The organism is Aeromonas sobria (assembly GCF_006243315.1).
GTDB lineage: Bacteria > Pseudomonadota > Gammaproteobacteria > Enterobacterales > Aeromonadaceae > Aeromonas > Aeromonas sobria_A.
In genome coordinates, this window is sequence record NZ_NKWE01000001.1 from 160,812 (window position 1) to 187,289 (window position 26,478).

The 26,478-nt window shown below is 59.0% G+C and carries 23 protein-coding genes and 7 tRNA genes; 9 read left to right on the forward strand and 21 right to left on the reverse strand.

Going from position 1 to position 26,478, the window contains the following annotated elements; genetic code table 11:
- Positions 1 to 13: 13 nt before the first annotated feature.
- From epd to CF137_RS00780, 7 genes are all read right to left on the reverse strand, one after another.
- A complete protein-coding gene (gene epd, locus CF137_RS00750) occupies positions 14 to 1,024 on the reverse strand; it encodes an erythrose-4-phosphate dehydrogenase (protein WP_101321310.1) in 1,011 nt (336 codons plus the stop codon).
- Positions 1,025 to 1,084: 60 nt separating this feature from the next.
- Positions 1,085 to 2,014 carry an ROK family protein gene (locus CF137_RS00755; protein WP_139717233.1) on the reverse strand — a complete coding sequence of 310 codons (930 nt, stop codon included), beginning with the start codon at positions 2,012 to 2,014 and terminating at the stop codon, positions 1,085 to 1,087.
- 109 nt (positions 2,015 to 2,123) lie between these two features.
- Positions 2,124 to 3,191: a uroporphyrinogen decarboxylase gene (hemE, locus tag CF137_RS00760; RefSeq protein WP_139717235.1), complete on the reverse strand. Its 1,068-nt coding sequence runs from the start codon at positions 3,189 to 3,191 to the stop codon at positions 2,124 to 2,126.
- A gap of 180 nt (positions 3,192 to 3,371) precedes the next feature.
- Positions 3,372 to 4,151, reverse strand: a complete 780-nt coding sequence (gene nudC, locus CF137_RS00765; protein WP_139717237.1) for an NAD(+) diphosphatase — start codon at positions 4,149 to 4,151, stop codon at positions 3,372 to 3,374.
- Positions 4,152 to 4,396: 245 nt separating this feature from the next.
- A complete protein-coding gene (putA, locus tag CF137_RS00770) occupies positions 4,397 to 7,561 on the reverse strand; it encodes a bifunctional proline dehydrogenase/L-glutamate gamma-semialdehyde dehydrogenase PutA (RefSeq protein WP_139717239.1) in 3,165 nt (1,054 codons plus the stop codon).
- Positions 7,562 to 7,884: 323 nt separating this feature from the next.
- Positions 7,885 to 8,490: a TIGR04211 family SH3 domain-containing protein gene (locus tag CF137_RS00775; RefSeq protein WP_101323797.1), complete on the reverse strand. Its 606-nt coding sequence runs from the start codon at positions 8,488 to 8,490 to the stop codon at positions 7,885 to 7,887.
- A 146-nt stretch (positions 8,491 to 8,636) separates the two neighbouring features.
- Positions 8,637 to 9,389, reverse strand: coding sequence for a potassium channel family protein (locus CF137_RS00780; protein WP_162515779.1), 753 nt, complete (start codon positions 9,387 to 9,389; stop codon positions 8,637 to 8,639).
- Positions 9,390 to 9,489: 100 nt separating this feature from the next.
- On the opposite strand from CF137_RS00780, the gene CF137_RS00785 reads away from it, so the two are divergent.
- Positions 9,490 to 10,740 carry a methyl-accepting chemotaxis protein gene (locus CF137_RS00785; RefSeq protein WP_139717242.1) on the forward strand — a complete coding sequence of 417 codons (1,251 nt, stop codon included), beginning with the start codon at positions 9,490 to 9,492 and terminating at the stop codon, positions 10,738 to 10,740.
- A gap of 151 nt (positions 10,741 to 10,891) precedes the next feature.
- Here the strand turns inward: CF137_RS00785 and gltX are convergent, their stop codons facing one another.
- Complete coding sequence (gene gltX / locus CF137_RS00790) at positions 10,892 to 12,307, reverse strand: glutamate--tRNA ligase (RefSeq protein ID WP_068977804.1); 1,416 nt, start codon at positions 12,305 to 12,307, stop codon at positions 10,892 to 10,894.
- Positions 12,308 to 12,581: 274 nt separating this feature from the next.
- Here gltX and CF137_RS00795 point away from each other — a divergent pair, with 274 nt between their 5' ends.
- The 3 genes from CF137_RS00795 to CF137_RS00805 all read left to right on the forward strand — a co-directional run bounded on the left by CF137_RS00795 (position 12,582) and on the right by CF137_RS00805 (position 15,925).
- Positions 12,582 to 14,684 carry a methyl-accepting chemotaxis protein gene (locus CF137_RS00795; RefSeq protein WP_162515780.1) on the forward strand — a complete coding sequence of 701 codons (2,103 nt, stop codon included), beginning with the start codon at positions 12,582 to 12,584 and terminating at the stop codon, positions 14,682 to 14,684.
- 99 nt (positions 14,685 to 14,783) lie between these two features.
- Entirely contained in the window at positions 14,784 to 15,443 is a 660-nt protein-coding gene (locus CF137_RS00800) for a LysM-like peptidoglycan-binding domain-containing protein (RefSeq protein WP_139717246.1), read from the forward strand.
- Positions 15,444 to 15,715: 272 nt separating this feature from the next.
- A complete protein-coding gene (locus CF137_RS00805; protein ID WP_005317918.1) occupies positions 15,716 to 15,925 on the forward strand; it encodes a cold-shock protein in 210 nt (69 codons plus the stop codon).
- A 410-nt stretch (positions 15,926 to 16,335) separates the two neighbouring features.
- On the opposite strand, the gene CF137_RS00810 is transcribed toward CF137_RS00805, so the two are convergent.
- The 8 genes from CF137_RS00810 to orn form a co-directional block, all read right to left on the reverse strand.
- Positions 16,336 to 16,411, reverse strand: a tRNA-Gly gene (locus CF137_RS00810).
- A 24-nt stretch (positions 16,412 to 16,435) separates the two neighbouring features.
- Positions 16,436 to 16,511, reverse strand: a tRNA-Gly gene (locus CF137_RS00815).
- A 127-nt stretch (positions 16,512 to 16,638) separates the two neighbouring features.
- A tRNA-Gly gene (locus CF137_RS00820) sits at positions 16,639 to 16,714 on the reverse strand.
- 25 nt (positions 16,715 to 16,739) lie between these two features.
- Positions 16,740 to 16,815: transfer RNA gene (locus CF137_RS00825), tRNA-Gly, on the reverse strand.
- 117 nt (positions 16,816 to 16,932) lie between these two features.
- Positions 16,933 to 17,008, reverse strand: a tRNA-Gly gene (locus CF137_RS00830).
- A gap of 31 nt (positions 17,009 to 17,039) precedes the next feature.
- Positions 17,040 to 17,115, reverse strand: a tRNA-Gly gene (locus CF137_RS00835).
- A gap of 36 nt (positions 17,116 to 17,151) precedes the next feature.
- Positions 17,152 to 17,227, reverse strand: a tRNA-Gly gene (locus CF137_RS00840).
- A gap of 178 nt (positions 17,228 to 17,405) precedes the next feature.
- On the reverse strand, positions 17,406 to 17,951 hold the full coding sequence (gene orn, locus CF137_RS00845) for an oligoribonuclease (RefSeq protein WP_101323793.1): 546 nt from the start codon (positions 17,949 to 17,951) through the stop codon (positions 17,406 to 17,408).
- Between the two features lie 92 nt (positions 17,952 to 18,043).
- Between orn and rsgA the strand changes: the two genes are divergently transcribed.
- The 5 genes from rsgA to CF137_RS00870 are packed head-to-tail and all read left to right on the forward strand — an operon-like array spanning position 18,044 to position 20,926.
- Positions 18,044 to 19,078, forward strand: a complete 1,035-nt coding sequence (gene rsgA / locus CF137_RS00850; protein WP_042018620.1) for a small ribosomal subunit biogenesis GTPase RsgA — start codon at positions 18,044 to 18,046, stop codon at positions 19,076 to 19,078.
- Positions 19,079 to 19,121: 43 nt separating this feature from the next.
- The gene (asd, locus tag CF137_RS00855) at positions 19,122 to 20,012 is read left to right on the forward strand and encodes an archaetidylserine decarboxylase (RefSeq protein ID WP_139717248.1); all 891 of its coding nucleotides are present in this window, start codon (positions 19,122 to 19,124) and stop codon (positions 20,010 to 20,012) included.
- Positions 20,009 to 20,293 carry a VF530 family protein gene (locus tag CF137_RS00860; RefSeq protein WP_042018472.1) on the forward strand — a complete coding sequence of 95 codons (285 nt, stop codon included), beginning with the start codon at positions 20,009 to 20,011 and terminating at the stop codon, positions 20,291 to 20,293. Before asd ends, CF137_RS00860 begins: the two co-directional genes overlap by 4 nt.
- Positions 20,283 to 20,534, forward strand: coding sequence for a DUF2960 domain-containing protein (locus tag CF137_RS00865; protein ID WP_042018474.1), 252 nt, complete (start codon positions 20,283 to 20,285; stop codon positions 20,532 to 20,534). Before CF137_RS00860 ends, CF137_RS00865 begins: the two co-directional genes overlap by 11 nt.
- A 2-nt stretch (positions 20,535 to 20,536) precedes the next feature.
- Entirely contained in the window at positions 20,537 to 20,926 is a 390-nt protein-coding gene (locus CF137_RS00870) for a hypothetical protein (RefSeq protein ID WP_101321334.1), read from the forward strand.
- 96 nt (positions 20,927 to 21,022) lie between these two features.
- On the opposite strand, the gene CF137_RS00875 is transcribed toward CF137_RS00870, so the two are convergent.
- The 5 genes from CF137_RS00875 to gpt all read right to left on the reverse strand — a co-directional run bounded on the left by CF137_RS00875 (position 21,023) and on the right by gpt (position 26,027).
- Positions 21,023 to 22,276 carry a glutamate-5-semialdehyde dehydrogenase gene (locus CF137_RS00875; protein WP_139717251.1) on the reverse strand — a complete coding sequence of 418 codons (1,254 nt, stop codon included), beginning with the start codon at positions 22,274 to 22,276 and terminating at the stop codon, positions 21,023 to 21,025.
- Between the two features lie 118 nt (positions 22,277 to 22,394).
- Complete coding sequence (gene proB, locus CF137_RS00880; RefSeq protein WP_139717253.1) at positions 22,395 to 23,498, reverse strand: glutamate 5-kinase; 1,104 nt, start codon at positions 23,496 to 23,498, stop codon at positions 22,395 to 22,397.
- Between the two features lie 185 nt (positions 23,499 to 23,683).
- A complete protein-coding gene (crl, locus tag CF137_RS00885) occupies positions 23,684 to 24,076 on the reverse strand; it encodes a sigma factor-binding protein Crl (RefSeq protein ID WP_139717255.1) in 393 nt (130 codons plus the stop codon).
- A gap of 62 nt (positions 24,077 to 24,138) precedes the next feature.
- Positions 24,139 to 25,407 carry an esterase FrsA gene (frsA, locus tag CF137_RS00890; protein WP_101323789.1) on the reverse strand — a complete coding sequence of 423 codons (1,269 nt, stop codon included), beginning with the start codon at positions 25,405 to 25,407 and terminating at the stop codon, positions 24,139 to 24,141.
- A 152-nt stretch (positions 25,408 to 25,559) separates the two neighbouring features.
- Complete coding sequence (gene gpt / locus CF137_RS00895) at positions 25,560 to 26,027, reverse strand: xanthine phosphoribosyltransferase (protein ID WP_101323788.1); 468 nt, start codon at positions 26,025 to 26,027, stop codon at positions 25,560 to 25,562.
- Positions 26,028 to 26,478: the final 451 nt, after the last annotated feature.

A 26,478-nucleotide genomic window follows, 5' to 3' on the forward strand; every position in this document is an offset into this window, starting at 1 on the left:
GCCCGGGGCAGGCTCAGCCTGCGGCCATCATGGCCCGGGTGGTATCCAGCATCCGGTTTGCGAAGCCCCATTCGTTATCACACCACATCAACATCTTGACGAGGTTGGCATCGCTCACCCGGGTCTGGGTACCATCAATGATGCAGGAGTGTGCATCATGATTGAAGTCTACGGAGACCAAAGGCTCTTCCGTGTAATCCAGAATACCTTGTAATGTACCTCTGGACGCCCGTTGCAGGGCTTGATTTACGTCAGTAACTGTCACTTTTTTACGAACAGTAATACTGAGATCCATCGCTGTTACATTGATGGTCGGCACCCGTACCGCAATCGCCTCGAACTTGCCGGCGAAGTGGGGCAGGATACGCTCCAACCCCTTTGCCAGCTTGGTGTCCACCGGAATAATGGACTGGCTGGCAGCACGGGTTCGGCGCAAGTCACTGTGGTAGGCATCGATGACTTGCTGATCATGCATGGCCGAATGAATTGTCGTAATAGTACCACAATTTATCTCGAATTCTCGATGCAATGTTTCAATCACCGGCACCACGCAGTTGGTGGTGCAGGAGGCGTTGGAGACGATCCGCTCCCGTCCGGTCAGCACCTGATGGTTGACCCCGTAGACCACGGTGGCATCCACATCCGCATCGGCCGGGTGGGAAAAGAGCACCTTGCCCGCCCCCGCCGCCAGATGCAGCTCTGCATCGGCCCGCGAGCCGAACACCCCGGTGCAATCGAGCACCACATCCACCCCCAGCGCCCGCCACGGCAGCTTCGCCGGATCCCGCTCGGCAAACAGGGAGATGAGATCCTCCCCCACCAGCATGCTGTTGCCCGCCAGTTGTACCGGATGGTGGAAGCGACCGTGACTGGTATCGTAACGGGTCAGGTGCACCATGGCCTCGGGGGCCGCCAGCTCATTGATGGCGACAATCTTGATGGTCTTGTCGCGCCCGCTTTCATAGAGGGCTCGCAACACATTGCGACCGATCCGTCCGTAACCATTGATGGCAATCTTGATCATCGAGAATCCGTTTCCTTGAACCAGCAACAGGGCGGCACACTGGCCGCCCGGGGGCCCCGGCTACGACAGCAGGGCCTCCTTGAATTCACCGCGGGCCAGCAACGCCGCCCCGAATACCCCGGCACTGTCACCAAGGGCAGGAGCAATAATGGGGGTTGTGAAGCGGGGATTAAAGAGGAAGGGCAAAATTGTCTGCCGTCCCACGCTGTAAAGGCTCTGTACGTTACCCACCCCGCCGCCGATGACGATCACGTCCGGGTCGAGAATGTTGACCACGTTGGCCAGCGCCTGACCAAACAGCAGGTGCAGCCGGTCGATGGTGAGCTTGGCCACATGATCGTGAGCGGTGGCGGCCGCTATTTGAGCGAGCGAGAGGCGACGCTTGGCCTTGGCCTCGTACCAGGCCTCCAGCGCCGGGCCGCTGATCAGGGTCTCGACGCAGCCACGCCTGCCGCAGTAGCACTCGGGACCATCGGGGGAGAGCACATTGTGACCCCACTCACCGGCGATGCCGTGGTGGCCGTTGAGGATCTGGCCGTTGATGACGATACCGGAGCCAACCCCGGTGCCCATGATGATGCCGAACACCACTTTCGCATCGGGATGGTGCTGACGCACTGCGCCGAGGTGGGTTTCTGCCAGCGCGAAGCAGTTGGCGTCGTTGGCAATCAGTACCGGCACGCCCAGCTTGCGCTCCAGATCTTCCTTGAACGGCTTGCCGTTGAGCTCGGTGGTGTTGCAGTTCTTCATCAGGCCGGTTTGCGGATCCCGCGCCCCCGGGGTGCCCATGCCGATAACGGTCGGGCGCTGGCCAACCTTCTCGACGCACTGTGCCACCAGCTTGGCGATCTGGCCGATCATGTGGTCATAACCACCAGCCCGCTCGGTGGGAATGCGGTGGCGCAACAGCACCTCGTCGCCATCCAGCACCACGCATTCACACTTGGTACCGCCAAGATCGATACCCCAATCCAGTGATTTGCTGCTCATCTTGCCTCCTGCGCGGGTGCCACGCTCTTTTCGTCGCGGCGCCTTTTTAAATGTAAAACGGGGCCTTGTGGCCCCGGATATCAATCACTCTCTCTTCGCTCACCCAGCCTTAGCGGCCGTGGTACTGAGCAGAGAACTCGTGCACCGCGTTGACGAACACGCCGGCATGCTCCGGGTTCACATCCTGATGGATGCCGTGACCCAGGTTGAAGACGTGGCCGTTGCCCTGACCGAAACCGGCCAGAATGGAGGCAACCTCTTCACGGATCCGTGCCGGATTGGCGTAGAGCATGGAGGGATCCATGTTGCCCTGCAGCGCCACCTTGTCACCGACCCGGCGCTTGGCATCGGCAATGTCGATGGTCCAGTCCAGCCCCAGCGCATCGCAACCGGTGGCGGCGATCTGCTCCAGCCACTGACCACCGTTCTTGGTGAATAGGGTGACCGGCACGCGACGACCATCGTGCTCGCGGATCAGGCCATCGACAATCTTGTGCATGTACTGCAGGGAGAAGTCGCGGTAATCGCGCGGGGTGAGCACGCCGCCCCAGGTGTCGAACACCATGACGGATTGGGCACCCGCCATGATCTGGGCGTTGAGGTAGCTGATGACGCTGTCGGCCAGCTTGTAGAGCAACAGATGCAGGGTTTGCGGCTCGGCATACATCATCTGCTTGATCTTGGTGAACGCCTTGGAGCTGCCCCCCTCCACCATGTAGGTGGCCAGGGTCCATGGACTGCCGGAAAAGCCAATCAGCGGCACTTCGCCCTTCAGCTCGCGGCGGATGGTGCGCACCGCGTTCATCACGTAGCCCAGCTCATCTTCCGGATCCGGGATCGGCAGCGCCTGCACGTCAGCCATGGAGGTGATCGGGCGCTCGAAGCGCGGGCCTTCACCCTGCTCGAAGTAGAGACCCAGCCCCATGGCATCGGGCACGGTGAGGATGTCGGAGAAGAGGATGGCGGCATCGAGCGGGTAGCGGCGCAGGGGCTGCAGGGTGACTTCACAGGCCAGTTCGGCGTTGCGGCACAGGGACATGAAATCCCCCGCCTGGGCACGAGTCGCCTTGTATTCCGGCAGATAACGGCCAGCCTGGCGCATCATCCATACCGGGGTCATATCCACGTCCTGGCGCAGCAGGGCGCGCAGGTATCGATCGTTCTTCAGCTCTTTCATCCCAGTTCCTGAGTTCGTATCACGCATAAAATGGCGGCCATAATACCACTTTGCCCGACCAAGCGGACTGCCCCAAACGTGGCAAATGGGCGCGCGGTTGCAAAGATGTGAAGGGGCGCAAACCCGAGCACCCCTGTTTGTAAAAAGAAGTGCAAAAAAGTGGCGAAAAGATCAGCGCCCCTACCCCTCGCCTGCCAGCGACAGTGCGATCAGTCGCCGGGCGATAGTGCCGTGGGGCGGCAAGCGCGGCAACTGTTCGGCGGTGAAGAAAGCAGCGGCCACCAGTTCGTCATCCTGCACCCTGATCTCGCCGCTCTGGTAGTCGGCGGTAAAGCCCATCATCAGGCTATGGGGGAAGGGCCAGGGCTGGCTCGCCACGTAGCGCACATTGCGCACCCGGATGCCGCTCTCCTCGAACACCTCCCGTGCCACGCACTGCTCAAGATTCTCCCCCGCCTCCACAAAGCCGGCCAGCACGGTATACATGGGATCGTCGGCCTGATAGTGACGGCGATGGGCAGCCAGCAGGATCTCGGCCCCCTTGCGCACCGCCACGATAATGCAGGGTGAAATGCGCGGATAGGCCGTGTGGCCATGGTGGCACACCTGCGCCCACTCCCCCGCCTTCGGGGTCATGGGGGCGCCACACTCGCCGCAGAAACTGTGGGTACGGCGGAAGGTGGCTAGCTGCCAGGCGCGACCCGCGAGCCGAAAGCCCTCTTCGTCCCCCGCCACCATCAGCTGGCGCAGGGGGGCCATCATAGTCGTGTCGGCCTCATCCCCCAGATCCAGCAGATAGCAGGGCAGCCCCTGCCACTCGTCGAACAGCTCGAAATGGGCATCAGCCAGCGCTGCGGGCAGGCACGCTTTACTTCCCTGTGGCACCTCTCCCTGCTGATCGAGCAGTAGCAGATGATCGCCCCCTAGCACGAACCAGCGGGCTTGTTCGGTTAATGACATCAGATAATCACTCTCGCTTAAGTCCAATTACACAAAGTCCAGTTAAACAAAACCCTGGCCACGGCGGGCCCACCAAGGGGCAGCCGCCGCGCGAATGGCCCCATCTTACGACCAGCACAGGTCGCTGACGACCCCGCCGTGGCCGATTGTCCTCTTCGTAAAAAACGGATAGCCCAAATAAAGAGGCCGCCCTAAGGCGGCCCGCTGTTATCCGGCATCCACTATCCGGCCTCTATCGACGCGGATCAGGCATCGCCCATCGCCAGCAGGGAGGCGTTGCCACCCACCGCCGCGGTGTTGATGGTGCGGGTCTTCTCGGTGACGAAGCGGCTTAAGTAGTGGGGGCCACCTGCCTTGGGACCGGTGCCGGAGAGCCCCTGGCCGCCGAACGGCTGCACCCCGACCATGGCGCCGATCTGGTTGCGGTTGATGTAGACGTTGCCCACATTGATGCGGCTCGCCAGCTCCTCGGCGTGGGATTCGTTACGGCTGTGAATCCCCAGCGTCAGGCCGTAGCCGGTGCCGTTGATATCCGCGATCACCTTGTCCAGATCCCGGATGGCGTAGCGCACCACGTGCAGGATCGGGCCGAATTGCTCCTTCACCAGCTCGCGGATGGAGCCAATCTCCAGTGCGGTCGGCTGGACGAAGTGCCCTTCCATTGTCGCGGCGGGCATCGGCGCTTGGGCAATCAGCCGAGCGCGCGGGATCATCCGGGCCAGATGGGCATCCAGACCCAGCTTGGCATCGGCATCGATCACCGGGCCGACGTCGGTGTTGTGTTCGGCCGGATTGCCGACTTTGAGCTCCTGCATGGCGCCGGTGAGGATCTCCAGCACCCGCGGGGCTATCTCCTCCTGCAGATAGAGCACCCGCAGGGCCGAGCAGCGCTGACCGGCGCTCTGGAAGGCGGCGCTCACCACATCGCGTACCACCTGCTCTGGCAGGGCGGTAGAGTCGACGATCATGGCGTTCTGGCCGCCGGTCTCGGCGATGAGCGGCAGGATGGCGCCATCGCGCTGGGCCAGGGTCATGTTGATCAGCTTGGCGGTCTCGGTGGAGCCGGTGAAGCAGACGCCGCCGATGCGCGGATCCGCCGTCAGCTTGGCCCCCACGGTGGCGCCGTCACCGGGCAGCAGTTGCAGCACATCGCCCGGAATACCAGCCTGATGCGCCAGGGTCACCGCCAGATGGGCGATAAGGCCGGTCTGCTCCGCCGGTTTGGCGATGACGGTGTTGCCGGTGGCCAGCGCCGCCGCAACCTGGCCGAGGAAAATCGCCAGCGGGAAGTTCCACGGGCTGATGCAGACAAACACCCCGCGCCCCTGCAGGAACAGCTCGTTCTGCTCGCCGGTGTAACCGGGCAGCAGAGTCGCCTGCCCCATCAGACTGCGGGCCTGCACCGCGTAGTAGCGGCAAAAATCCACCGCCTCGCGCACTTCGTCGATGCCATCTTGTAGCAGCTTGCCCGCCTCGCGGGTACAGAGGGAGACGAACTGCTCGCGGTTGGCTTCCAGCAGATCCGCCAGCTTCTCCAGCGCAGCGGCACGCTCGCTCACCGGGGTTGCGCGCCAGCGCGGGAAGGCGGCGTGGGCGGAGGCCAAGGCCTGCTCCACCGCCTGCTCGTCAGCCCAGTGGATCTTGCCGACAGTCAGGCTCACATCCTGCGGGCTCAGCACCACGCGGGCTTCACTGCGCTTGAGGGTCTCGCCATCGACGATGGGGCCCGCCAGCCACTGCTTGCTCTCCAGCTCTTGCAAGCGGGCGAAGAAGGGACGCTGGATGGAGAGGATGTTCATGTTGACGCCGCTGGAGTTCTTGCGGTCGCTGAACAGGTTCACCGGCTGTGGAATGCGGTCGTTGGCAAAGCCGGAGTAGCGCTTGAGGGTGCGCAGCGGGTGCTCGGCCAGTGAATCCACCGGGGTGTTGGGGTCCACCAGCTTGTGAACGAAGGAGGTGTTGGCCCCGTTCTCCAGCAGGCGGCGCACCAGATAGGGCAGCAAGTCCTTGTGGGCACCGACCGGCGCATAGATGCGGCAGTGCAGGCCGGGATTGTCATTCAACACGGCGTTGTGCAGCTCCTCCCCCATGCCATGCAGGCGCTGGAATTCAAACTGGCGATCGCCGGCCATCTCCAGAATGCTGACCACGGTATTGGCGTTGTGGGTGGCGAACTGGGGGGCGATAAAGCCGCAGGTTGGCTCGCTCAGCAGGTAGCGGGCGCAGGCGAGGTAAGAGATATCGGTGCCCGCCTTGCGGGTAAACAGCGGGTAGCCGGGCAAGCCCGCCTGCTGGGCATATTTCAGCTCGCTGTCCCAATAGGCACCTTTTACCAGTCGCACCGGAATAAGATCACCCTGCTCGCGGGCCAGCGCGGTGAGCCAGCACAGCACCGGCAACGCGCGTTTGGAGTAGGCCTGCACCACCATGCCTAGCTTGCCCCAGCCACGGTTGGCGTCGGAGCGGTAGAGCTGCTCGAACAGATCGAGAGAGAGCTCGAGTCTGTCCATCTCCTCGGCATCGATGCTGATGGCCACATCCTTGTCGCGGGCCAGCCGCACCAGCCCCACCAGTCGCTCGCACATCTCGCCGAGCACCCGTTCGCGGTTGGCCACGTCATAGCGCGGATGCAGCGCCGAGAGCTTGATGGAGATGGAGGGGGCCGGGCCGCCGTCGCTGATCCGCTCGTTGCCCACCGCCTCGATGGCGTTGCGGTAATCGGTCAGATACTTGTCGGCATCCTGCAAAGTCAGCGCCGACTCACCCAGCATGTCGTAGGTGTGGGTGTAGCCCAGCTCGCGGGATTTGCGGCTCGCCTTGAGCGCCTCCTTCATGTCGCGACCCAGCACGAACTGCTTGCCCATGATCTTCATGGCAGCGTACATGGCGGAGCGCACCACCGGCTCCCCCAGCTTGTTGACCATGCGCCCCAGCAGGTTGGCCGGGTTGCCATCGAGCTTCTTGTCGAGCTTGATGATCTTGCCGGTCAGCATCAAGCCCCAGGTGGAGGCGTTGACCAGGGTGGAGTCGCTCTTGCGGAAATGGGATGACCAGTTGGCGCCGGAGAGCTTGTCCTTGATCAGGGCATCGGCGGTCTCGGCATCGGGAATGCGCAGCAGCGCCTCGGCCAGACACATCAGGATGATCCCCTCCTGAGTATCGAGGCTGTACTCCTGCAGGAAGGCGTCGATACCGTCACCGGAGCCGCTCTCTTTGCGCACCTTGGTCACCAGCATGCGGGCACGCTGGGTCACCTGCTCCAGCGCGGCACCATCCACCGCCAGCATGGCCGACAGTTCGGCCAGATAGGCATTTTCATCCACCACATAGTTCTGGGTGATGGCTTCGCGCAGGGCGGTCAAATCAGAGGGAATGTAGTCAGCAGCAAGCACGTGAGTCGCTTTGAACATAGGGGGTCTTCCTGTACGCCCGAAGGCTGATATCGACAAAGGCGGACGCGCCGCCGAAACGCCGATAATGTATACAATGTTGCACCCTATATGAAATGAATTTGTTGCCACTCTTTAACAAAGATCGCTAATTCTGCCTCATTCTCCCTCTACGAGTCCCTTTTCCGACTATGAAGAGGGTCAACTGGCATCAGTTTGTATACGATCTTGTGCCGTTGCTTTCCGCTATCCGGGCGCTGGCGACAGCAACCGGTGCCAGCAAAAATGCAGATAAAAAAGAAGGGCCGCCACGGCGACCCTTCAGTTTATTCAGACCAGTGTGGTCAATTCATCCAGCGATCGCCGCGGCTGCGACGACGGGGCAGCATCGGCAACAGGATGCCGAGCAGGATCCCCGCCCCCACCATGGCACCACCACGAATAAACCAGTCCATCTGCATGTCATGCTCCTGGTTGTCGTAGCTCTGGGTCAAAGCGTCATTCTGCTCTTTGAGATTGCCAAGCTCCTCCCCCTGGCTGACCAGCTGAGCCTTGAGGGCGGCAATCTCCTTGCTCTGGGCAGCAAGCTGGCCATCCTTCTCGGTGAAGCGTTTCTCGTTGTCACCGTTGAGATTCTGCAGGCGGTCTTTGAGCTCATCGCGCTCTTTTTCCACCTGGGGCAGCCGCTCACGCAGGCTGATCTGGCTCTGCAGTTCGCTGTTTTTGATCCATCCCTCGCGACCACGACTGTCCACCACCTGGGTGAAACCGGCCTCGCTGTTCACCGCTTTTACCTCCAGCGGTTCACCAGCTTTGATGCTGCCAAGGATCCGGTACTGGGTGCCCGGACCGTTGTGGATGAAGGTAAAAATGTTGTCTGAAACATAACGGGTATCGGCCAGTGCCTGTTGGGCACACAAGCAGATCAAAATCCCGAGAAGGGCGCGCATGGTCGATCGGTTCTCTTTTTCAGGTTTGGACAAGAGGTTGAATGTTAAGCCGCCTGCAGGTTAAAGGACAAGCAAAGAAAAAGCACCTGCCCCCGAATAAAGCGCGCAGAGTTGCGAGTCAGCTCGCAACTTGCCCGCCCGCAGCCTTACTTGTTTTTCAGCTCCCGCACCTCGCTGCGCAGGGCGCGGATCTCCTGCAACAGCTGCTCCTGCTGGCTGTTGTAGTGATGGCGCCACTTGTCGGTCTCGCCATCCCCCTTGTTGGGCTGCAAGAACAAACTGGCCATAAAACCGCTGATGGCACCGAACAGACCGACCCCGAACAGGATCAGCAGGCTGGCAACGAAACGCCCCTGCTCGGTCTTGGGGACCAGATCGCCATATCCCACGGTAGAGAGGGTCACCAGCGTCCACCAGAAGGCATCGTAAGGGGTCTCAATCTGACTGCCAGGCTGGCCAGACTCAATCCAGTACATGACGCCGGACCCCACCCCGAGCAGCAGGAAGAACAGGAACAGGATGCCAGATATGGTGGTCTCGTTGCGCTCGCGGCGGAACATGCCCCAGATATCCGGGTTTTCGCGGATCAGCTGATAGACCCGCCACAACTGGATCAACCGCGCCCAACGCAGTTGCTCCGCCATCGGCAGACTGCCCGGCAGATAGATCCAGTTGGCCCTGAAGAATGCCCACTTGTCGCTGGCCCGTACCCAGCCATAGGCAAAGTGAGCGAGGAAGAAGTAGCAGATCAGGCTGTCGATGTCATAGAAGAGCTGCAAGGTCTGCGGGGTGACACTCTGGTGCCCCCACCAGCGGGCCGTCACCAGCAATACCGACACAATAGACAAAAATGCCATCAGCAGATCCATCGCCCGCAGATGAGTTAAGTGACTTCGCATACATTTTCCAATGTTGAATACATTACGGATTAATAAAAAAGCAGATAATGCCGATAGCCCTGACGGGAAAGGATAAGCAGATTTTAAAAGGAGAATGATAATGCAGTTGAACCTGCTGGAAAAGCGAATGAGCAACATCCGTCTGGTACCCAAAGTGGTGCTGCTGATGGTGTTCAGTACCCTGATGCTACTGACCAAACTCTGGTTTGATGCCAACAATCTCGAGATGACCCTGCTCGCCGAAGGGCTGGATCCTGCCAAAGCGGACGCCATCTCCAATCGCCTGCTCTGGACCGGTTTGATGGAGACAGCCATCATGGGGTTGCTGTTCGTGATCCTGCTGCTCACCGGCTCCCGGCTGATGGTCAAACAGGTGAACTATCTGGTCGGCCTGCTGGAGCGCTTTGCCAAGCGGGATCTCAGCCACAAGGTGTTGCTCAAGTCCCGCGACGAGTTCGGTGACATCGCCAAGGCGGTCTCCCACTCGCAAGAGAACCTCAAAGAGGTATTCGGCAACCAGCGTATCGCCTGCAAGGAGCTCAACGACATCGCCTCCCAGGTGACCCTCTGCATGGAAGAAGCCCACGAAGCGATCAGCGAAGAGTTCACCCAGATTGAGCAACTGGCCAGTGCCATGAGCCAGATGGTGGGCGCCATTCGCGAGGTTGCAGCCCATGCGGATCAGGCCTCCCGTGCCACCGCAGAAACCAGCCAGTTGGCACACGAAGGCAGCCGCTGCGTCGCCGATACCGTCAGCACCATCGACACCCTTTCTGGCAACATCCAACGCTCGGCGAGCGTGGTTAATCAGGTAGAACAGGGGGTCGAGCAGATCGGCTCTGTGGTCGACACCATTCGCAGTATTTCCGAACAGACCAACCTGCTGGCCCTTAACGCCGCCATCGAAGCGGCCCGCGCCGGGGAGGCGGGTCGCGGCTTTGCGGTGGTCGCCTCCGAGGTACGCGAACTGGCCAACCGGGCTCAGGCCGCCACTGTCGAGATCCAGAAGATGATCGAACAGTTGCAGGGCAATGCCGGTCAGGCCGCCGAGCTGATGGCTCAGAGCGTGCGCCAGGCCGACAAGGGGGTGGAACAGGTGACACAGGCAGGCACCCAGCTCGCTACCATAGTGGAGCGGGTACTGGGGGTGGCCGACATGAATCGCCATATCGCCACCGCCTCCGAACAGCAGATCGCGGTCGCCGAAGAGATGCGCGGCAATCTGGAGCAGGTCAAACAGATCGCGGAAGGATCCGTGGTGGTTTTCCGTGAACTGCAGGAAGCCTCGGAACTGGTCGAGCAGCACAGCAAGGAGCTCGACAGCCAGATACACTCCTTCAAGCTCATCTGACAGCGCTCACTGACCGGGCATCACAGCCGCCGAGCCCCAATAGGAGGGCAAATCGCAGCCATAAAAAAATCCGAAACCAGTGGTTTCGGATTTTTTCTATTCGGCGAATGGCAGAGCCGGGTTATCCCCTCGCCTGCCACATCGGCAGTGCTTACTCAGCAGCCATGCGCGCTTCAATATAGGCCAGCGCACGGTCGATACGAGCAAGCACCCGCTCTTTACCCACCAGCGCCATCACGGCGTCGATACCCGGTGACTGGCCCAGACCGGTCACGGCAACACGCAGCGGCATGCCAACCTTGCCCATGCCCTGACCCAGTTCAGCGGCAGTGGCTTCAATCAGCTCGTGCAGCGCTTCGGTGGTCCAGCTATCCAGTGCAGCCAGCTTGGCCTTGGCCAGCGCCAGCGGCTCGGCCGCGACGCCACGCAGGTGCTTCTTGGCAGCGGCTTCGTCAATGGCTTCGTACTCTTCGAACAGATAGCGGCTCTGGGCAGCCATCTCAACGAGCGTATTGCAGCGCTCGGCCAGCAGAGTCACCACTTCTGGCAAGGTCGGGCCATTGCGGGTGTCAATCTGCTGGTTTTCCATGTGCCATGCCAGGAAGGTGGCAACGCGGGCTGGATCCAGAGTGCGCATGTAGTGGTTGTTGAGCCACAGCAGCTTGTCGGTATTGAAGGCAGAGGCGGACTTGGAGATGGCATCCAGGCTGAACAGCTTGATCATCTCATCCAGGGTGAAGATCTCCTGATCGCCGTGGGACCAGCCCAGACGCACCAGATAGTTCAGCAGCGCTTCCGGCAGGTAGCCGTCATCGCGATACTGCATCACGGAGACTGCACCGTGGCGCTTGGAGAGCTTGGCACCGTCGTCGCCCAGGATCATGGAGACGTGAGCAAACTCCGGTACCGGTGCGTTCAACGCCTTGTAGATGTTGATCTGGCGCGGGGTGTTGTTGATGTGGTCTTCGCCACGCACCACGTGGGTGATCTCCATATCCCAGTCATCGACCACTACGCAGAAGTTGTAGGTCGGGGCGCCATCGGTACGGCGGATGATCAGATCGTCCAGTTCGGTGTTGGCGAACTCGATACGGCCACGGACGTGGTCATCGAACACCACGGAGCCTTCAGTCGGGTTGCGGAAGCGAATAACGTGCGGCGCATCGGCCGGATGGTCGTGAGCGTGATCGCGGCACTTACCGTCATAACGGGGCTTCTCGCCATTGGCCATCTGGCCTTCGCGCAATTCGTCAAGCCGCTCGCGGGAGCAGTAGCACTTGTAGGCGCGGCCATCGGCCAGCATCTCGTCAATCAAGGCGTTATAACGGTCGAAACGCTTGGTCTGGTAGTAGGGGCCCTCATCCCAGTTCAGCTCCAACCAGCCCATTCCCTCAATAATGGCGTCGATCGCCTCCTGAGTGGAACGTTCCAGGTCAGTATCCTCAATACGCAGCACGAACTCACCGCCCTGGCTCTTTGCAAACAACCAGGAATAGAGTGCGGTACGGGCACCGCCGACATGCAAAAAGCCGGTCGGGCTGGGAGCAAAACGGGTTTTGACTTTCATCTTTAAGCCTTGTGTAGAGGGCCTTGGGCCAATTCGTTAGAAAAAACCGTCGCATTTTAGCACCGACCATCGCGGATGGGAAAACCATGAAGCCGTTGTGGGCCAAAGTAGCGGGATTAAATGTGTGCTCCGCTCGCTTACCGTCTGATATTTGAAGGGGATCGCAAAACAGAAGTGCTGTTTCAGATTTGCTATGCATCGCGCTGGAGAGCTGCCTCCTTCAGCCGATACCCAAATAACGCTCACCACACATCTCACGCACAAGGAAGAGACGATGCAATTTCGTTCTATCCAGAATCGCATTCTAGTGATGGCGGGGATCGCCATGACCGCAGCCCTGGTCATCCTGATCCTGCTCAATCAATACTCCGGCCAACAGACCCAAAAGATAACCATCAGCTCCAGCCGCGCAGCGCTGCAGCAGGAGGCATGGCAAAAAGTGAGCGCCAACGCCCGCGCCGAGGCCGCCACCATCACCCAATTGTTGCAAAAAGGGCTCTCCTATACCCAGCAGATGGCCAGCGCCCTCGCGTTGCAGCAACAGGGTAAGCTGCCACTGGATCGCCAGCAGGCTATCGATCTGCTCAAGGCGCAGCTGGCGCTGGAACCCCAGCTGTACGGCGCCTTTGCTGGCTTCGAACCAAACGGCTTCGACGGTCAGGATGCCACCTTCGCCGGCCAGAATGCACTCGGCAGTGACGGCAAGGGTCGCTTCGTCCCCTACTTCTATCGCGACAAGGATCAAATCGGCACCGACCTGCTGCTCTCCATCGAAAAAACTGATCCGGACCAATTCGGCAATCCCGCCAATGACTACTACTCCTGCCCGAAACGGGAAGGGCAATCCTGCCTTATTGATCCCTTCAAGGTGGATATCAACGGTCAACAGGTGCTGGTGAGCACCATCACCACCCCCATTCTGGTGGGCGGTCAGTTTAAGGGGATCGCCGCGCTGGACTTGGCGGTGGACTCCATCAGCCGTCAGGCCCAGTCCCTCAACAGCAACATCTATGACGGCAAGGGCGAGACCCTGATCGTCAGCGCCGCCGGCGTCATCACCGGCACCAGCGGCGATGCCAGCCTGCTCGGCAGTAGCGCAGAGAAGGTGCTTGGCAACCAGTGGCAGCAGTACCTTAAACCGGAAGTGCAGCGTCAGGAGCTGGACGAGTCGTTCCGCATCTCGGTGCCCATCATGGTGCCGGGGATGAGCCGTAACTGGGCCATCATCGTCACCCTGCCCTACAAGGTGGTACTGGCGGGAGCCGATCAACTGGAGAGCCAGCTGAGCGACATGAACCAGGCAGCCATGACCCAGCAATTGGTCGGCGCCGTTATCGTGCTGGTGCTGGCACTGGCCACCATGCTGGTGATCGCCCGCAGCATCACAGGCCCCATCCGTCAGATGGTCAGCCTGGTGGATGACATCGCCGATGGCGAGGGAGATCTCACCAAACGCCTCACCACCCGCTCGGTGGACGAGCTGGGGGATCTGGCCAAAGGGATCAACCGCTTTATCGACAAGCTGCAGGGGCTGCTCGGGGAGGTGCTGAACACCGCCAGCGAGGTGAACCGCCACGCCAGCGATACCGACCGCATCGCCGGTCAAACCGACAATAACCTGCAGCATCACCAGGCAGAGATGGAGCAGATGCTAACCGCCGTGCAGGAGATGTCCTACGTCAGTCAGGAGGTGGCGACCCATGCCAACAACACCGCCGACTCGGCCAAACAGGCCCAAAGTGCGGCCGAACAGGGTAAGGCGCGCTTCCAGCAGGTGATCCAGTCGATGCACAAGGTAGCAGCAGAAGCCGGTAAAGGGGCCGAAGTGGTCGAAGGGCTGGCCCATGACAGCACCCAGATCACCAGCATCCTCACCGTCATTCAGGGGATTGCCGACCAGACCAACCTGCTGGCGCTCAACGCGGCCATCGAGGCAGCGCGTGCTGGCGAACAGGGGCGCGGCTTTGCAGTGGTCGCTGACGAGGTGCGCAAACTGGCGGGTAACACCCAGCAAGCAGTACAAAATACCCAGGAGCTGATCGAAAAAATTCGCTTGAGCTCCGCCAATGCGGTCAACACCATCACCCACAGCCAGCAGCTGACCCATCAGGCGGTAGGCGAAGCGGATCTGGCGGAAGAGGCGCTGGGCACCATCTACAAGGCCATTGCCACTATCAACGACATGACCTATCAGATCGCCTCTGCTGCCGAAGAGCAGAGCTCGGTCTCCGAGACTGTCTCCGGCAACCTGTCAAAAACCAATGCTCTGGCCAACGACATTGCTCAGGATGCAACCGATACGGCCAAAGCCAGTCAGGCATTGCGTCAGGCAGCCGATCAATTGCAGCAATTATTGGGACAATTTCGTCTCAGCTGATAATTTTCCTCTCCGGTACTCTCCCCCTCGGGGGCGAGTACGTTTACCATAGGCAACGAATTTGCCTGATGGCAGGCAATGTAGTGAGAGGTAAATGCCGTGCCCACCCCGGACCGTCGCCCACGAGGCCATAACAGACGAGCCCAGCTGCGTCGCCAAGACGAATCTCAAGGATCCCTGCTCCATCGCATCAATGCCGTGACTCTGTCCCTGCGCCAACGTTTTGGCCAAGGGATGAGCAGCCTGGGCCAACGTCGCCAGGATGCCAAAGCAGGCAAATTCAAGCTGTCCAGCCCGCTGCCGCGCAAAAACACCATAGGTCTGCTGATCCTGATCCCGCTCTGGTTGCTGGTGCTGGCCTGGGAGCCGGCCCCGACCGCCCCCCAAGCGGCCCCATCCGGTTCGCTTGATGTGCCGCTGGCGGTACCGGCGCAAGCACTGACTGCCGGTAACGCTACCTCTGCGGCAGCCAAACCCGTGGTCGAGGAGAAGGTCAACGGTACCTGGCTGCAACACGAGGTGAAGGCTGGCGAGACCCTCTACTCCATCTGGCGCAAATTCGAGTTGCCGGGTGCGGAGCTGAGCCGCCTGATCGCCATCGAGGGGCCAGATCGGCCATTGACCCGCCTGCAATCGGGCCGCGCCATCTTCATCCTGGTGGACGACACCCGCCGCATCCAGCGGGTAGAGATCCGCTCCTATGGTCAGGCGGTCTACCGCTACGACCGGCAGGGCGAAGGGTTCGCCCTCAAGGAATAACAACACGGGAGGCGCTGGCCTCCCGTTTTTTTGGTCAATTGCCTTCAAATAAGCTACTGACTTCACAATATTTTTAGCTTGTTCGAAAAACGAAAGGGGGCAAATTGACAAGGATCTGCGCTAACGTACAATCGTTTGTGCTTTAAACGGGGATTGTTCTACGTGCTACTGGGACAAAGAGACGTGGTCAGTCATGAGCCAACCCCTGCTTGCAAGGCAAATGCAGCCCACCTCGGGCTTAGTTTCATTTCGTAATTGATAGGATTTAGCACATGTCTGACATTCGCACCGGCCAGGTAAAATGGTTCAACGAAACCAAGGGTTTTGGCTTTATCGAGCAATCCCAAGGACCGGACGTTTTCGTTCACTTCTCCTCCATCCAGAGCACTGGTTTCAAAACCCTGGCTGAAGGTCAGAAAGTCCAGTTCACTGTGACTCAGGGCCAAAAAGGTCCTCAGGCTGAGAACGTTACCCTGCTCTAAGCCACGCCAGTGAATATGCAGGAGGAGCCAAGGCCCCTCCTCTTTTTTTGCCCGCAATTTGCCCTCTTCGGTCACAACCACTTGCCCCGTTCAACCCACCGTGTGAGCCCCCATATCCTCCCTGCTTGCAAGAGGCGGTAGATACGCCCTGAGTAAACGCCAGATACGACAAAGCATCGCAGCGCGATGTGACGGGTAATTCAAATAGATAATGAAACCACGAAGAGATAAGGATTGGTGTGAGTGTCTTGAGATATTGGATGGATGTACTTCAAGGAGAGAGATTGGAGCAGGAAGCGAGACTCGAACTCGCGACCCCAGCCTTGGCAAGGCGCGGATCATGCTCTACCAACTGGATGTGGCAGTGAGTGTTTTGAGATATTGGATGGATGTACTTCGAGGAGAGAGATTGGAGCGGGAAACGAGACTCGAACTCGCGACCCCGACCTTGGCAAGGTCGTGCTCTACCAACTGAGCTATTCCCGCAACAGAATGTCATTTGCAAGTGATTGGAGCGGGAAACGAGACTCGAACTCGCGACCCCGACCTTGGCAAGGTCGTGCTCTACCAACTGAGCTATTCCCGCAACGGAATATCACTTACACATATCTAGTAAAACTCTTTGGAGCAGGAAACGAGATTCAAACTCGCTACCCCAGCCTTGGCAAACACGGATCATGCTCTACCAACCTGGCTACTCCGGCAAAACGTATTGGAGCGGGAAACGAGACTCGAACTCGCGACCCCGACCTTGGCAAGGTCGTGCTCTACCAACTGAGCTATTCCCGCAACAGATTGTCACTTGCAAATAATTTGGAGCGGGAAACGAGACTCGAACTCGCGACCCCGACCTTGGCAAGGTCGTGCTCTACCAACTGAGCTATTCCCGCAACGGAATGTCATTTGCAAATAGATTGAAGCAGGAAACGAGATTCAAACTCGCTACCCCAGCCTTGGCTGGCACAGATCATGCTCTACCAACTCTGTTACTCCGGCAATACATGTATTGGAGCGGGAAACGAGACTCGAACTCGCGACCCCGACCTTGGCAAGGTCGTGCTCTACCAACTGAGCTATTCCCGCAACAAATTGTGTTCGAAGGTGCAATGATGATTGGAGCGGGAAACGAGACTCGAACTCGCGACCCCGACCTTGGCAAGGTCGTGCTCTACCAACTGAGCTATTCCCGCATCGGGCTGGATTGAACCAGTTTCATCATCACTTTTTGGAGCGGGAAACGAGACTCGAACTCGCGACCCCGACCTTGGCAAGGTCGTGCTCTACCAACTGAGCTATTCCCGCAACTACCTTAAAACAGGTCGTACAGCATTTGGTTGCTTGCGCTACTGTACGGGAGCCGAATTATAAGAGCAGTCGTTCCAATTGCAAGGGCTTTTTTATCTGGTTGCGCGCGTTCGCTCAAAAGCTGGCCGAACTGCCGCTTTTAGCAACCAAACCAGGCTAACTCCTTACCTGGTACTCAGATTTTGAAGACGTGGCTGCGATAGAACTGCAATTCTGCAATGGATTCACGAATGTCATCCAGTGCCTGATGGGAGCCGCTCTTGGTGAACTGATCCAGCAACTCCGGCTGCCAGCGACGCACCAGCTCCTTGATGGTACTGACATCGACGTTGCGATAGTGGAAGAAGGCTTCCAGCTCGGCCATGTGCTTGACCATGAAGCGGCGATCCTGACCAATGCTGTTGCCACACAGCGGGCTGGTACGCTCCGGCACCCACTGACGAATAAACTCGAGGGTCTCGGCCACGGCTTTCGCCTCATCGTGCTGGCTCGCCTTGACCCGGGCCACCAGACCGCTCTTGGTGTGGGTATTAACGTTCCAGTCGTCCATCTTGGCCAGCTCTGCATCACTCTGGTGAATGGCGATGACCGGGCCTTGTGCCAGCACATTCAGATCCTTGTCGGTGACTATGGTGGCAATCTCCAGAACGACACACTCTTCAGGGTCCAGACCCGTCATTTCCATGTCGATCCATACCAGGTTCTGCGCGCTGACTGTCATGATTACTCTCTCTATATGGGAGGAATGGCGGAATTTTGCCAATTTGCATGTATCATACTGGCTTTGGATCTGTTCATAAACTGGCGAATCGAGTGGCAAAGAAAGCAAAACTCAATCTGGGTCAACAAAGGCGCGTCCAGGCTAACCGCGAGCGGCGACTGCAAAAAGATCACACCACAGTGGTGGATGACACCCTGTTTGGCCCGGCTATTGAAGGGATGGTGATCAGTCGTTTCGGTCAGCATGCAGACGTCGAAGCGACTGACGGCACCATCCATCGCAGCAACCTGCGGCGCAGCAGCATCAGCAGCCTGGTGTGTGGCGACAAGGTGGTGTGGCGTCCCGGCCTCAATGCCGCGACCGCCGGGGTCATCGAGGCGGTTCATCCCCGTCATTCAGTGCTGACCCGACCGGACTTCTACGACGGGGTAAAGCCCATCGCAGCCAATATCGACCAGATCATCATCGTTTCGGCGGTGTTACCCGAGTTCTCCACCAACATCGTCGACCGCTATCTGGTGGCCGCCGAGGATGTGGAGATCCAGCCACTCATAGTGCTGAACAAAGTCGATTTGCTGGATGATGCAGCGCGTCTGCGTATTGAGCAGCAGCTGACCCCCTATCGCAAGCTGGGCTATCAAGTGATCCTGGTCAGTTGCGAGAGCGGCGAAGGGCTTGACGAGCTCAAGGCCCAGTTCGAAGGCAAGATCAGCATCTTCGTCGGCCAGTCAGGGGTTGGTAAATCATCCCTGACCAACGCCTTGATGCCGGGGCTGGGAGTGCTCACTGGCGAGGTCTCGGAAAACTCGGGGCTCGGCCAGCACACCACTACCACGGCCCGACTCTATCACTTCCCGAGCGGTGGCGATCTGATCGACTCCCCGGGGATCCGCGAATTTGCCCTCTGGCATCTGGAAGCCGATCGCATCACCTGGTGCTTTATCGAGTTTCGCGACTATCTGGGGGGGTGCCGTTTTCGCGACTGTACCCACAAAGATGACCCAGGCTGCGCACTGCGTGGTGCCGTCAATAGCGGCCAAATCAGTGCCGATCGATTCTACAATTATCACCGCATCCTGGAAACCATGCAGGAAGCCCGTCACGGTCGGCAACAGGCCCGACTGTGACCCGCTATTCACCCCCTCTTTTGACTAAGAGCTGATGATCAACATGAGCATTACTGACAACCTTAAAATTGCCGGTCAATACTGTTTGCCCAAGCATGCCCTCTCCCGTCTGGTCGGCAAGTTTGCTGCTGCGCAAGCCGGTAACCTGACCACCCGCGTCATCGAGACCTTTATCAAGCAGTACCAGGTCGACATGAGTGAAGCGCTGCACGAAAGCCCGGCTCACTACAAGAGCTTCAACGAGTTCTTCACCCGTGAGCTCAAACCCGGTATCCGCCCGATAGTTGAAGATGCCATGACTCTGGCGCTGCCGGTGGATGGCACCGTCAGCCAGCTCGGCCCGATCCAGCAGGGCCGCATCATTCAGGCCAAGGGCCACGACTACAGCGCCCGTGAGCTGCTGGGCGGTTATCAGGATCTGGTGGCACCATTCCAAGGCGGCGATTTCGCTACCATCTATCTGGCGCCCAAGGATTACCACCGTATCCACATGCCGCTGGACGGCGTGCTGGAGAGCATGGTGTTCGTGCCGGGGGATCTGTTCTCCGTCAACCCGCTCACTGCCGAGAACGTGCCCAACCTGTTCGCCCGCAATGAGCGGGTGGTTGCGACTTTCCGCACCCCGCACGGCCCGATGGCGCTGGTGCTGGTCGGTGCCACCATCGTCGCCAGTATCGAAACCATCTGGGCCGGCAACATTGCGCCGGTTAAGCAGAAAGGTGTGTGTGGCCAGAAGGAAGTGGTGCGCTGGGATTACAGCGGTGATGAGGCTATCACTCTGCAAAAAGGGGCCGAGATGGGCCTGTTCAAGCTGGGCAGTACCGTGGTCTGTCTGTTTGGCCCCGGGATGCTGGCTGGCTTTGAATCCCACTTGACCAACGGTGTGACCACTCGCATGGGTCAACCCTTTGCCAAGCTGACGGAGCAAGCATGAGCGAGCAGCAACCCCCTGCACAGCCAGGCTCTGCGCAGAAAAACAACCCGCTGCACGGGCTGACGCTGGAAGCAATCGTCACCGCACTGGTCGAATACTACGGCTGGGAAGAGCTGGGGCAGCAAGTCAATATCCGCTGTTTCACTGAAGATCCCAGTATCAAGTCCAGCCTGAAGTTTTTGCGCAAGACCCCGTGGGCACGGGAAAAGGTGGAGAGCCTCTACCTCTACGTCCAGCGCAAGCAAGCCAAATCGAAGAAGGAAGGGCCAGATGGCGTTTAAGATTACCTATACCTATAAAAAACAGGCTAAAGAGCTCGGCTACGCGAACGACAAGTTCCGCAGCATCTACGATGCCATTGCCGCTGCCGAAGGGCTGGATCTCGCCAGTTTCCACGCCATGGAGGCCCAACTGGCTCAGGTTTGTCGTCGTGACAAGAAAAGCGTAAAGGATTACCAAGAGAACTACTTCAAAGAGTTGGGATTTTCCAACATCGTCATTGAACGAGATAATCAGGAGTAACCATGCGAACCTTGACCCTGCTGACCGCCTCTCTCTTATTGGCTGCCTGCAGCGCACCGGAGCCATCTATGGTAGGTAATGATCACGACAATCACGGCTGCCTTGCCAGTGCTGGCTACCAGTGGTCACCACTGGCCAACCAGTGTGTGCGCCTGTTTGAACAGGGTGTACGACTCAATCCGACCGACACCAGCCAGACCAGCAGCGCCTTCGTGCTGTTCAATGCCGACCAGACGCTGGCCGAGTTGCATCTGCCCAGCGGCGAGATGCTTGCTCTGACCCGTCAGGGTGCAGAGGGCAACTGGTCCTGGCTGGGCGGCGACTACACCCTCTTTATCTGGAAGGGTTATGTGCTCAAGTCCGGTGACAAGGTGCTTTATCAGGGGGAATAACCCCAAGGGATAGCGCACTGCGTGGTATCGGCGCGATACCAGTCAAACAAAATGCCGACCCTATGGTCGGCATTTTTGCAGGTAAACATGGCGTTATCAGGCGCGAATAAGATAATCCGCCTGCCCCACCCACTTGTAGCTGGTGAGCTCGGTCAACCCCATGGGGCCACGGGCATGGAGCATCTGGGTCGAAACCGCCACCTCGGCCCCCAGACCAAACTGGCCGCCATCGGTAAAGCGGGTCGAGGCGTTGACGTAAACCGCCGCCGAACCGGCACCGTTGACGAAACGCTCGGCGTTGGCCAGATCGTTGGTGAGGATGGCATCGGAGTGACCGGCGTTATGTTCGCGCATATGGGCCAGCGCCTCGTTCACATCCGCCACCAGCTTGACCCCCAGTGTCAACCCCAGCCACTCGGTGTCGAAATCTTCCGACCCCGCCTCGCACAGGTTGTCGGCGCCAACCAGCAGCCCCATGGCATTGGCCGCGCCGACCAGTGTCACCTTGCGTTCATTCATCAGCGCCACCAGCTGCGGCGCAAAAACAGCAGCGACTTTTTCATGTACCAGCAGGGTATCGAGCGCATTGCAGGCGGAGGGGCGCTGCACCTTGGCGTTGTCGATCACCGCCAGGGAGCGCTCCAGATCGGCGCTCGCGTCGACGAAGATATGGCTGATGCCAAAGCCGCCGATGATAACGGGGATGGAGCTGTTCTCCTTGCACATCTTGTGCAGCCCGGCACCGCCGCGGGGGATGATCATGTCCACATAACGATCGAGGCGCAGCAACTCGCCGACCAGCGCCCGATCCGGGTTGTCGATGTACTGTACCGCCTCGGCAGGCAGACCGGAGGCGGCTAGCGCACGCTGGATCACCCGCACCAGCTCCAGATTGGAGTGGAAGGTCTCGCGCCCGCCGCGCAGTATGCTGGCGTTGCCGGTCTTGAGGCAGAGGCTGGCGATGTCGATGGTGACGTTGGGGCGCGCCTCGTAGATAACGCCGATGACGCCGATGGGCACCCGACGACGGGAGAGCCGCAGGCCGTTCTCCAGCACCCGGCTGTCGATTTCAGCGCCAACCGGATCGTCCAGAGTGATCACCTTGCGCACATCGGCCACAATCCCGGCCAGCCGGGCCGGATTGAGCAGCAGCCGATCCAGCATCGCCTCGGAGAGGCCTGCCTCACGGCCTGCCGCGATATCCTTGTCGTTGGCAGCCAGGATCTGCTCGCTTCGCGCCTCCAGCTCGTCGGCGATGGCGGCCAGCGCCCGATTCTTCTGCGCCGTGCTGATGGTGGCCAGCTGATAGGCGGCTTCACGGGCCGCCTGCCCCATTTTCTCCAGACTCATTTCAGTTCCCTTTTATTCATGCCGTGCCGCCCTGATTAGAGCAGCACCATATCATCCCGATGGATCGCCCACAGACCCCGTAGCCATCGTTGGCTCTGGGCTAGTAGTACAAACCCACTCAGAGCAGCACCATGTCGTCTCGATGGATCGCTACTGAACCATATCCATAGCCCAATACCAGCTCAATCTGATCCGAGTGAACGCCGCGCAGCTTCTCCAGCTCCAGATGGTCGTAACGGCAGATGCCGCGGGCCAGCTCAACCCCCTTGGGATCGAGAATACGCACCACATCGCCCCGAATGAAGTCACCCTTGACCGCGACTATGCCCTTGGGTAACAGGCTGGAGCCTTTCTCCTGAATCGCAGCTACAGCCCCCTGATCCACATGTACTTCACCGTGAGGGGGTGGGCCAGCCAAAATCCAGCTCTTGCGCCCTTCCAGCGGCGAAGCCAACGCCGGGAACAGGGTGCCGATCCGCTCGCCCTTGGCAAGGCGACCGATCACCTCCGGCATCTGGCCGGTAGCAATCACCACGTTGACACCGGCGCGGCGCGCCACGTCGGCAGCCTGCAGCTTGGTGGCCATGCCGCCGGTACCGAGGCCGCTGACGCTGTCACCCGCCAGCGAGCGCAGGGTATCGTCGATGGTCTGCACCTCTTCGATCAGCTGGGCATCGGGATTGGTACGGGGATCGGCGGTAAAGAGTCCCTTCTGGTCGGTGAGCAGGATCAGCAGATCTGCATCCGCCAGAATGGCCGCGCGGGCCGAGAGGTTGTCGTTGTCGCCCACCTTGATCTCGGCGGTCGCCACCGCATCGTTCTCGTTGATCACCGGAATGATGTGGTGATCAAGCAGGGTGCGCAGGGTGTCACGGGCATTAAGGTAGCGTTCCCGGTCTTCCAGGTCGGCGCGAGTCAGCAGCATCTGGCCGATATGCACGCCATAAAGGTTAAACAGATCCTGCCATACCCGGATCAGCTGGGTCTGGCCGACGGCCGCCAGCATCTGCTTGTTGGGCAAGGTTGGCGCCAGTGGCGGATGGCCCAGATGTTCACGCCCGGCGGCAATAGCCCCCGATGTAACGACCACGACCCGATGGCCGTGACGGTGCAAGGCCGCACACTGTCTGACCAACTCGACCATATGGGCACGATTGAGCTGGGAAGACCCCCCTGTGAGCACGCTGGTGCCCAACTTGACGACTATGGTTTTGTTTTCCATGGGAGCATAAAGGCTAAAAAAGTAAGGAATATCTTTATACCCACGGCCATGGTGGCCTGCAAGGCAATTAACGTCGGGGTAAGGGGATGCGGGAAAATGCGCGGCTCAGGTGGCTCGCAGGGTTGGACGAAGGGTTAGCTGATAGCCCGGCGAAAGGGTCTGCTCCCCTCGCCGGGCATCAGGATTCAGGCAGCTGTCACGGTCAATTCATTGGTGACCTGATCAGCGGGTGCTAACTGGCACTCCAGAGCCGCCAACTTGTCACTGATGAGCTTGTAGAAGCGGTTAAGGGTTCGGTCAACCTCCGCCTGATGCTTCTTGGGGATCGCCTTATTGATCCACTCACCCTCGGCATTGTAGAAACCAAGCTCATAGTGGTAACGGAAATGGTGATCGTCCTGCTCCAGCACCAGCCACCAGCCCCAGAACTCCCGTTTGTCCGGCGCCGGTTTGGCACTGATGCAAACGGAAAGGCTGTCAAAACGGTAGCGCCCCTCTTCGCAGAGATCCTCACGCAAATAGGGGCCGAGAGCCGCAAACTGCCTCAGCAGCCGCTTGTAGGTCACTCTTTCAGACATGTTAACCTCCCTGTTAAACAAGCCACGCCATCTTATGAGGGCGTCAGTTTTTTAGCGCAATGTCAGGTACACAAATGTTGCTTCAACCACTGGACTATTTCGTCCAATGCCTTGTCATACACCTCCAGCAAAGGCTGTTTATCGAATACGATGGCCTTGCCATTACGGCTGGCTGCCGCCAATGCCCGTACATCCTGCTCGGGACAAATAAAATCTTTCTTGTGTCCGATACTTAATATCGGCACCGAGGTGCGACTCCCCAGTAATCCTTGGGTTTTAAGTGAAAATACCTGGCACTTGGTGCGCATGGCATCCCACTGCGCCGCATCGGCCCCCAACCGGTTAGCCAAGCTATCACGCATCATGCGTGGACACTTGGTAAACAACTCCTGATTGGTAAATAACTGATTGACCCCGGCCCCGACACAGACCACGGTGCGCAGTTTGAAGGGTTCGATAAAGGCCAGCCGGGCTGCAACATTGCCTGCCAGCCGAAAACCGACCATGGCAATACGCTGGTGATCGACCCAGGCTACATCGGATAGATGGTGCAGTACTGCCTGGTGGAGACGACTGGTGTCTTGTACCAGCGGCCAATGCTCGGCATAGCCGATCCCCGGCATATCAAGAGAGAGCATGCCGATGCCGTTGGGCTCGAGCCGCTTGAGATAAAAGCTGAGAAAATCGAGCTGCAGGGAGTCAATTCCCCCGCTGATGATCACCAGCGGCACCGGTTTGTCAGTGGTCGGCAGATGGAGATAACCCTGGATCTGCTTGCCGCGAAAAGGCACCTGGATCTCTTTGAGCGGCACTTTGAACAGCCTGCCCGCCTCACGATAGGCCATATTGCCAAGCAACTGGGCCTGATCGGCCAGTTCGTCATCTTTCAGGTGGGGGTAGCTGGCGATGGAGTAGTAACGCACGGCCTTCAGCAGCTGTTTGAGAGCCCCCTTGGGGTCGCCTTGCTCACACAGTTCACGGCCTCGCTTGAAGTAAGTCCCGGCCAGCTGGCTCCACTCATAGATCCAGTTGCCAGGTACGTATCCCTTGATGGTATCGAGATAGCAGTCGTGCGTACGCTCACCGGTTGCCATGGCAATCTGGGCCAGGGTTTGCTCTACCTCGACGGGATCGGCTCCTTGCCAAGCCCAAGAGGGGCGGCGTAACAGACGATACCAGCTCTTTGACATGGAGCCGTCGATAAACATCTGGTCTGACTGGGCCTCAGCCACGTCAGCCACACTGGAGTTGGAAATCTCGGATGTTTCCAATACCTTCTTGACGCGGGTAAATAACTTGTCAGTCAGGTTTAGGTCGTCGTTCAAGTCCAAGATGATGTCCCATTAAGAATCAGGCAATGGTCCATCTTAACCACTTTTAACGCCGATCAGCCACCCTGCAACAGATTGATACACAAAAAACTGGGCCCCAAATTGGGGCCCAGTGCAACCATAACTGTGAAATGCGACACACTAACGTGGTGTTACTCTTCTTCACAAATCGGCGTGGCGAACTCCAGCGCCATATCCCACGGCTGTTCGATCCAGGTATCCTGCGGGATGGCCACTTCGAAGTCGTCCAACAGCGCCTCACCCATCGGCTTGGCGAAGATCGCGATGAACTTGGCTTTCGGGTAGAGGTCGCGGATTGCCTTGGCGGTAGTACCGGTATCCACCAGATCTTCTACTACCAGCCAACCTTCACCATCACCCGCAGTCGTCGCGCCTTTGACCACTACCAGCTCGCGCTGGCTGTTATGGTCATAGCTGGAGATGCAGAGGGTTTCTACGTTACGGATGCCAAGTTCACGAGCCATCAGGGCTGCGGGTACCAGGCCACCACGGCTGACCGCGATGATACCTTTCCACTGGCTGACAGGCAGCTGACGACGGGCCAGACGGCGAGCTTCACGTTGCAGGTTATCCCACGACACATAGAACTTTTTCGGCATGTTATCTATCTCGAATAGTTATATAAAAACAATGACTTAAAGCAAAACCCCCGCTAGAAATCTTTCGGAGATCAGAAAATGTGGCTCGCGCCCAACTGAATTCAGATTGCACTTCGGCTGCCTCAGGGCTAAGCCTCGGCAGCGGATCTGGATACAATGGAAGCAAAACTGACATATCCGGCGATCGGCTAGAGAGAGAGTGCCGAAACCGCGGACAAGCTGTTGGGCCGAGATGATAGCACCGTTTGCAGAGAAAATGCCTGGCAAACGTATGCCAAAAACAGGAAAAATCGGCATCACCCTCTCCATTCGGCAGATCCTGAGAGCCAAACGGCCAACCTGTCACCCCTGCTGTTGACACCAAAAAGGACACAGCGGTAAATCGCAGATAAAAAAATAGCAGGGGGAGGTTTGACCTCACGCACCTGCTGCTTTCTCGTCCCCGCCTAAT

Bases quoted from the DNA above. Each gene is read 5' to 3' on its own strand.
- CF137_RS00755 (WP_139717233.1), bottom strand. From the start codon at position 2,014: ATGAGCAGCAAATCACTGGATTGGGGTATCGATCTTGGCGGTACCAAG.
- crl (WP_139717255.1), bottom strand. From the start codon at position 24,076: ATGTCTGAAAGAGTGACCTACAAGCGGCTGCTGAGGCAGTTTGCGGCT.
- CF137_RS00805 (WP_005317918.1), top strand. From the start codon at position 15,716: ATGTCTGACATTCGCACCGGCCAGGTAAAATGGTTCAACGAAACCAAG.
- putA (WP_139717239.1), bottom strand. From the start codon at position 7,561: ATGTTCAAAGCGACTCACGTGCTTGCTGCTGACTACATTCCCTCTGAT.
- gpt (WP_101323788.1), bottom strand. From the start codon at position 26,027: ATGCCGAAAAAGTTCTATGTGTCGTGGGATAACCTGCAACGTGAAGCT.
- proB (WP_139717253.1), bottom strand. From the start codon at position 23,498: ATGGAAAACAAAACCATAGTCGTCAAGTTGGGCACCAGCGTGCTCACA.
- CF137_RS00780 (WP_162515779.1), bottom strand. From the start codon at position 9,389: ATGCGAAGTCACTTAACTCATCTGCGGGCGATGGATCTGCTGATGGCA.
- epd (WP_101321310.1), bottom strand. From the start codon at position 1,024: ATGATCAAGATTGCCATCAATGGTTACGGACGGATCGGTCGCAATGTG.
- asd (WP_139717248.1), top strand. From the start codon at position 19,122: ATGAGCATTACTGACAACCTTAAAATTGCCGGTCAATACTGTTTGCCC.
- CF137_RS00785 (WP_139717242.1), top strand. From the start codon at position 9,490: ATGCAGTTGAACCTGCTGGAAAAGCGAATGAGCAACATCCGTCTGGTA.
- gltX (WP_068977804.1), bottom strand. From the start codon at position 12,307: ATGAAAGTCAAAACCCGTTTTGCTCCCAGCCCGACCGGCTTTTTGCAT.
- orn (WP_101323793.1), bottom strand. From the start codon at position 17,951: ATGACAGTCAGCGCGCAGAACCTGGTATGGATCGACATGGAAATGACG.
- hemE (WP_139717235.1), bottom strand. From the start codon at position 3,191: ATGAAAGAGCTGAAGAACGATCGATACCTGCGCGCCCTGCTGCGCCAG.
- CF137_RS00865 (WP_042018474.1), top strand. From the start codon at position 20,283: ATGGCGTTTAAGATTACCTATACCTATAAAAAACAGGCTAAAGAGCTC.
- CF137_RS00875 (WP_139717251.1), bottom strand. From the start codon at position 22,276: ATGAGTCTGGAGAAAATGGGGCAGGCGGCCCGTGAAGCCGCCTATCAG.
- CF137_RS00795 (WP_162515780.1), top strand. From the start codon at position 12,582: ATGCAATTTCGTTCTATCCAGAATCGCATTCTAGTGATGGCGGGGATC.
- nudC (WP_139717237.1), bottom strand. From the start codon at position 4,151: ATGTCATTAACCGAACAAGCCCGCTGGTTCGTGCTAGGGGGCGATCAT.
- CF137_RS00860 (WP_042018472.1), top strand. From the start codon at position 20,009: ATGAGCGAGCAGCAACCCCCTGCACAGCCAGGCTCTGCGCAGAAAAAC.
- CF137_RS00870 (WP_101321334.1), top strand. From the start codon at position 20,537: ATGCGAACCTTGACCCTGCTGACCGCCTCTCTCTTATTGGCTGCCTGC.
- CF137_RS00775 (WP_101323797.1), bottom strand. From the start codon at position 8,490: ATGCGCGCCCTTCTCGGGATTTTGATCTGCTTGTGTGCCCAACAGGCA.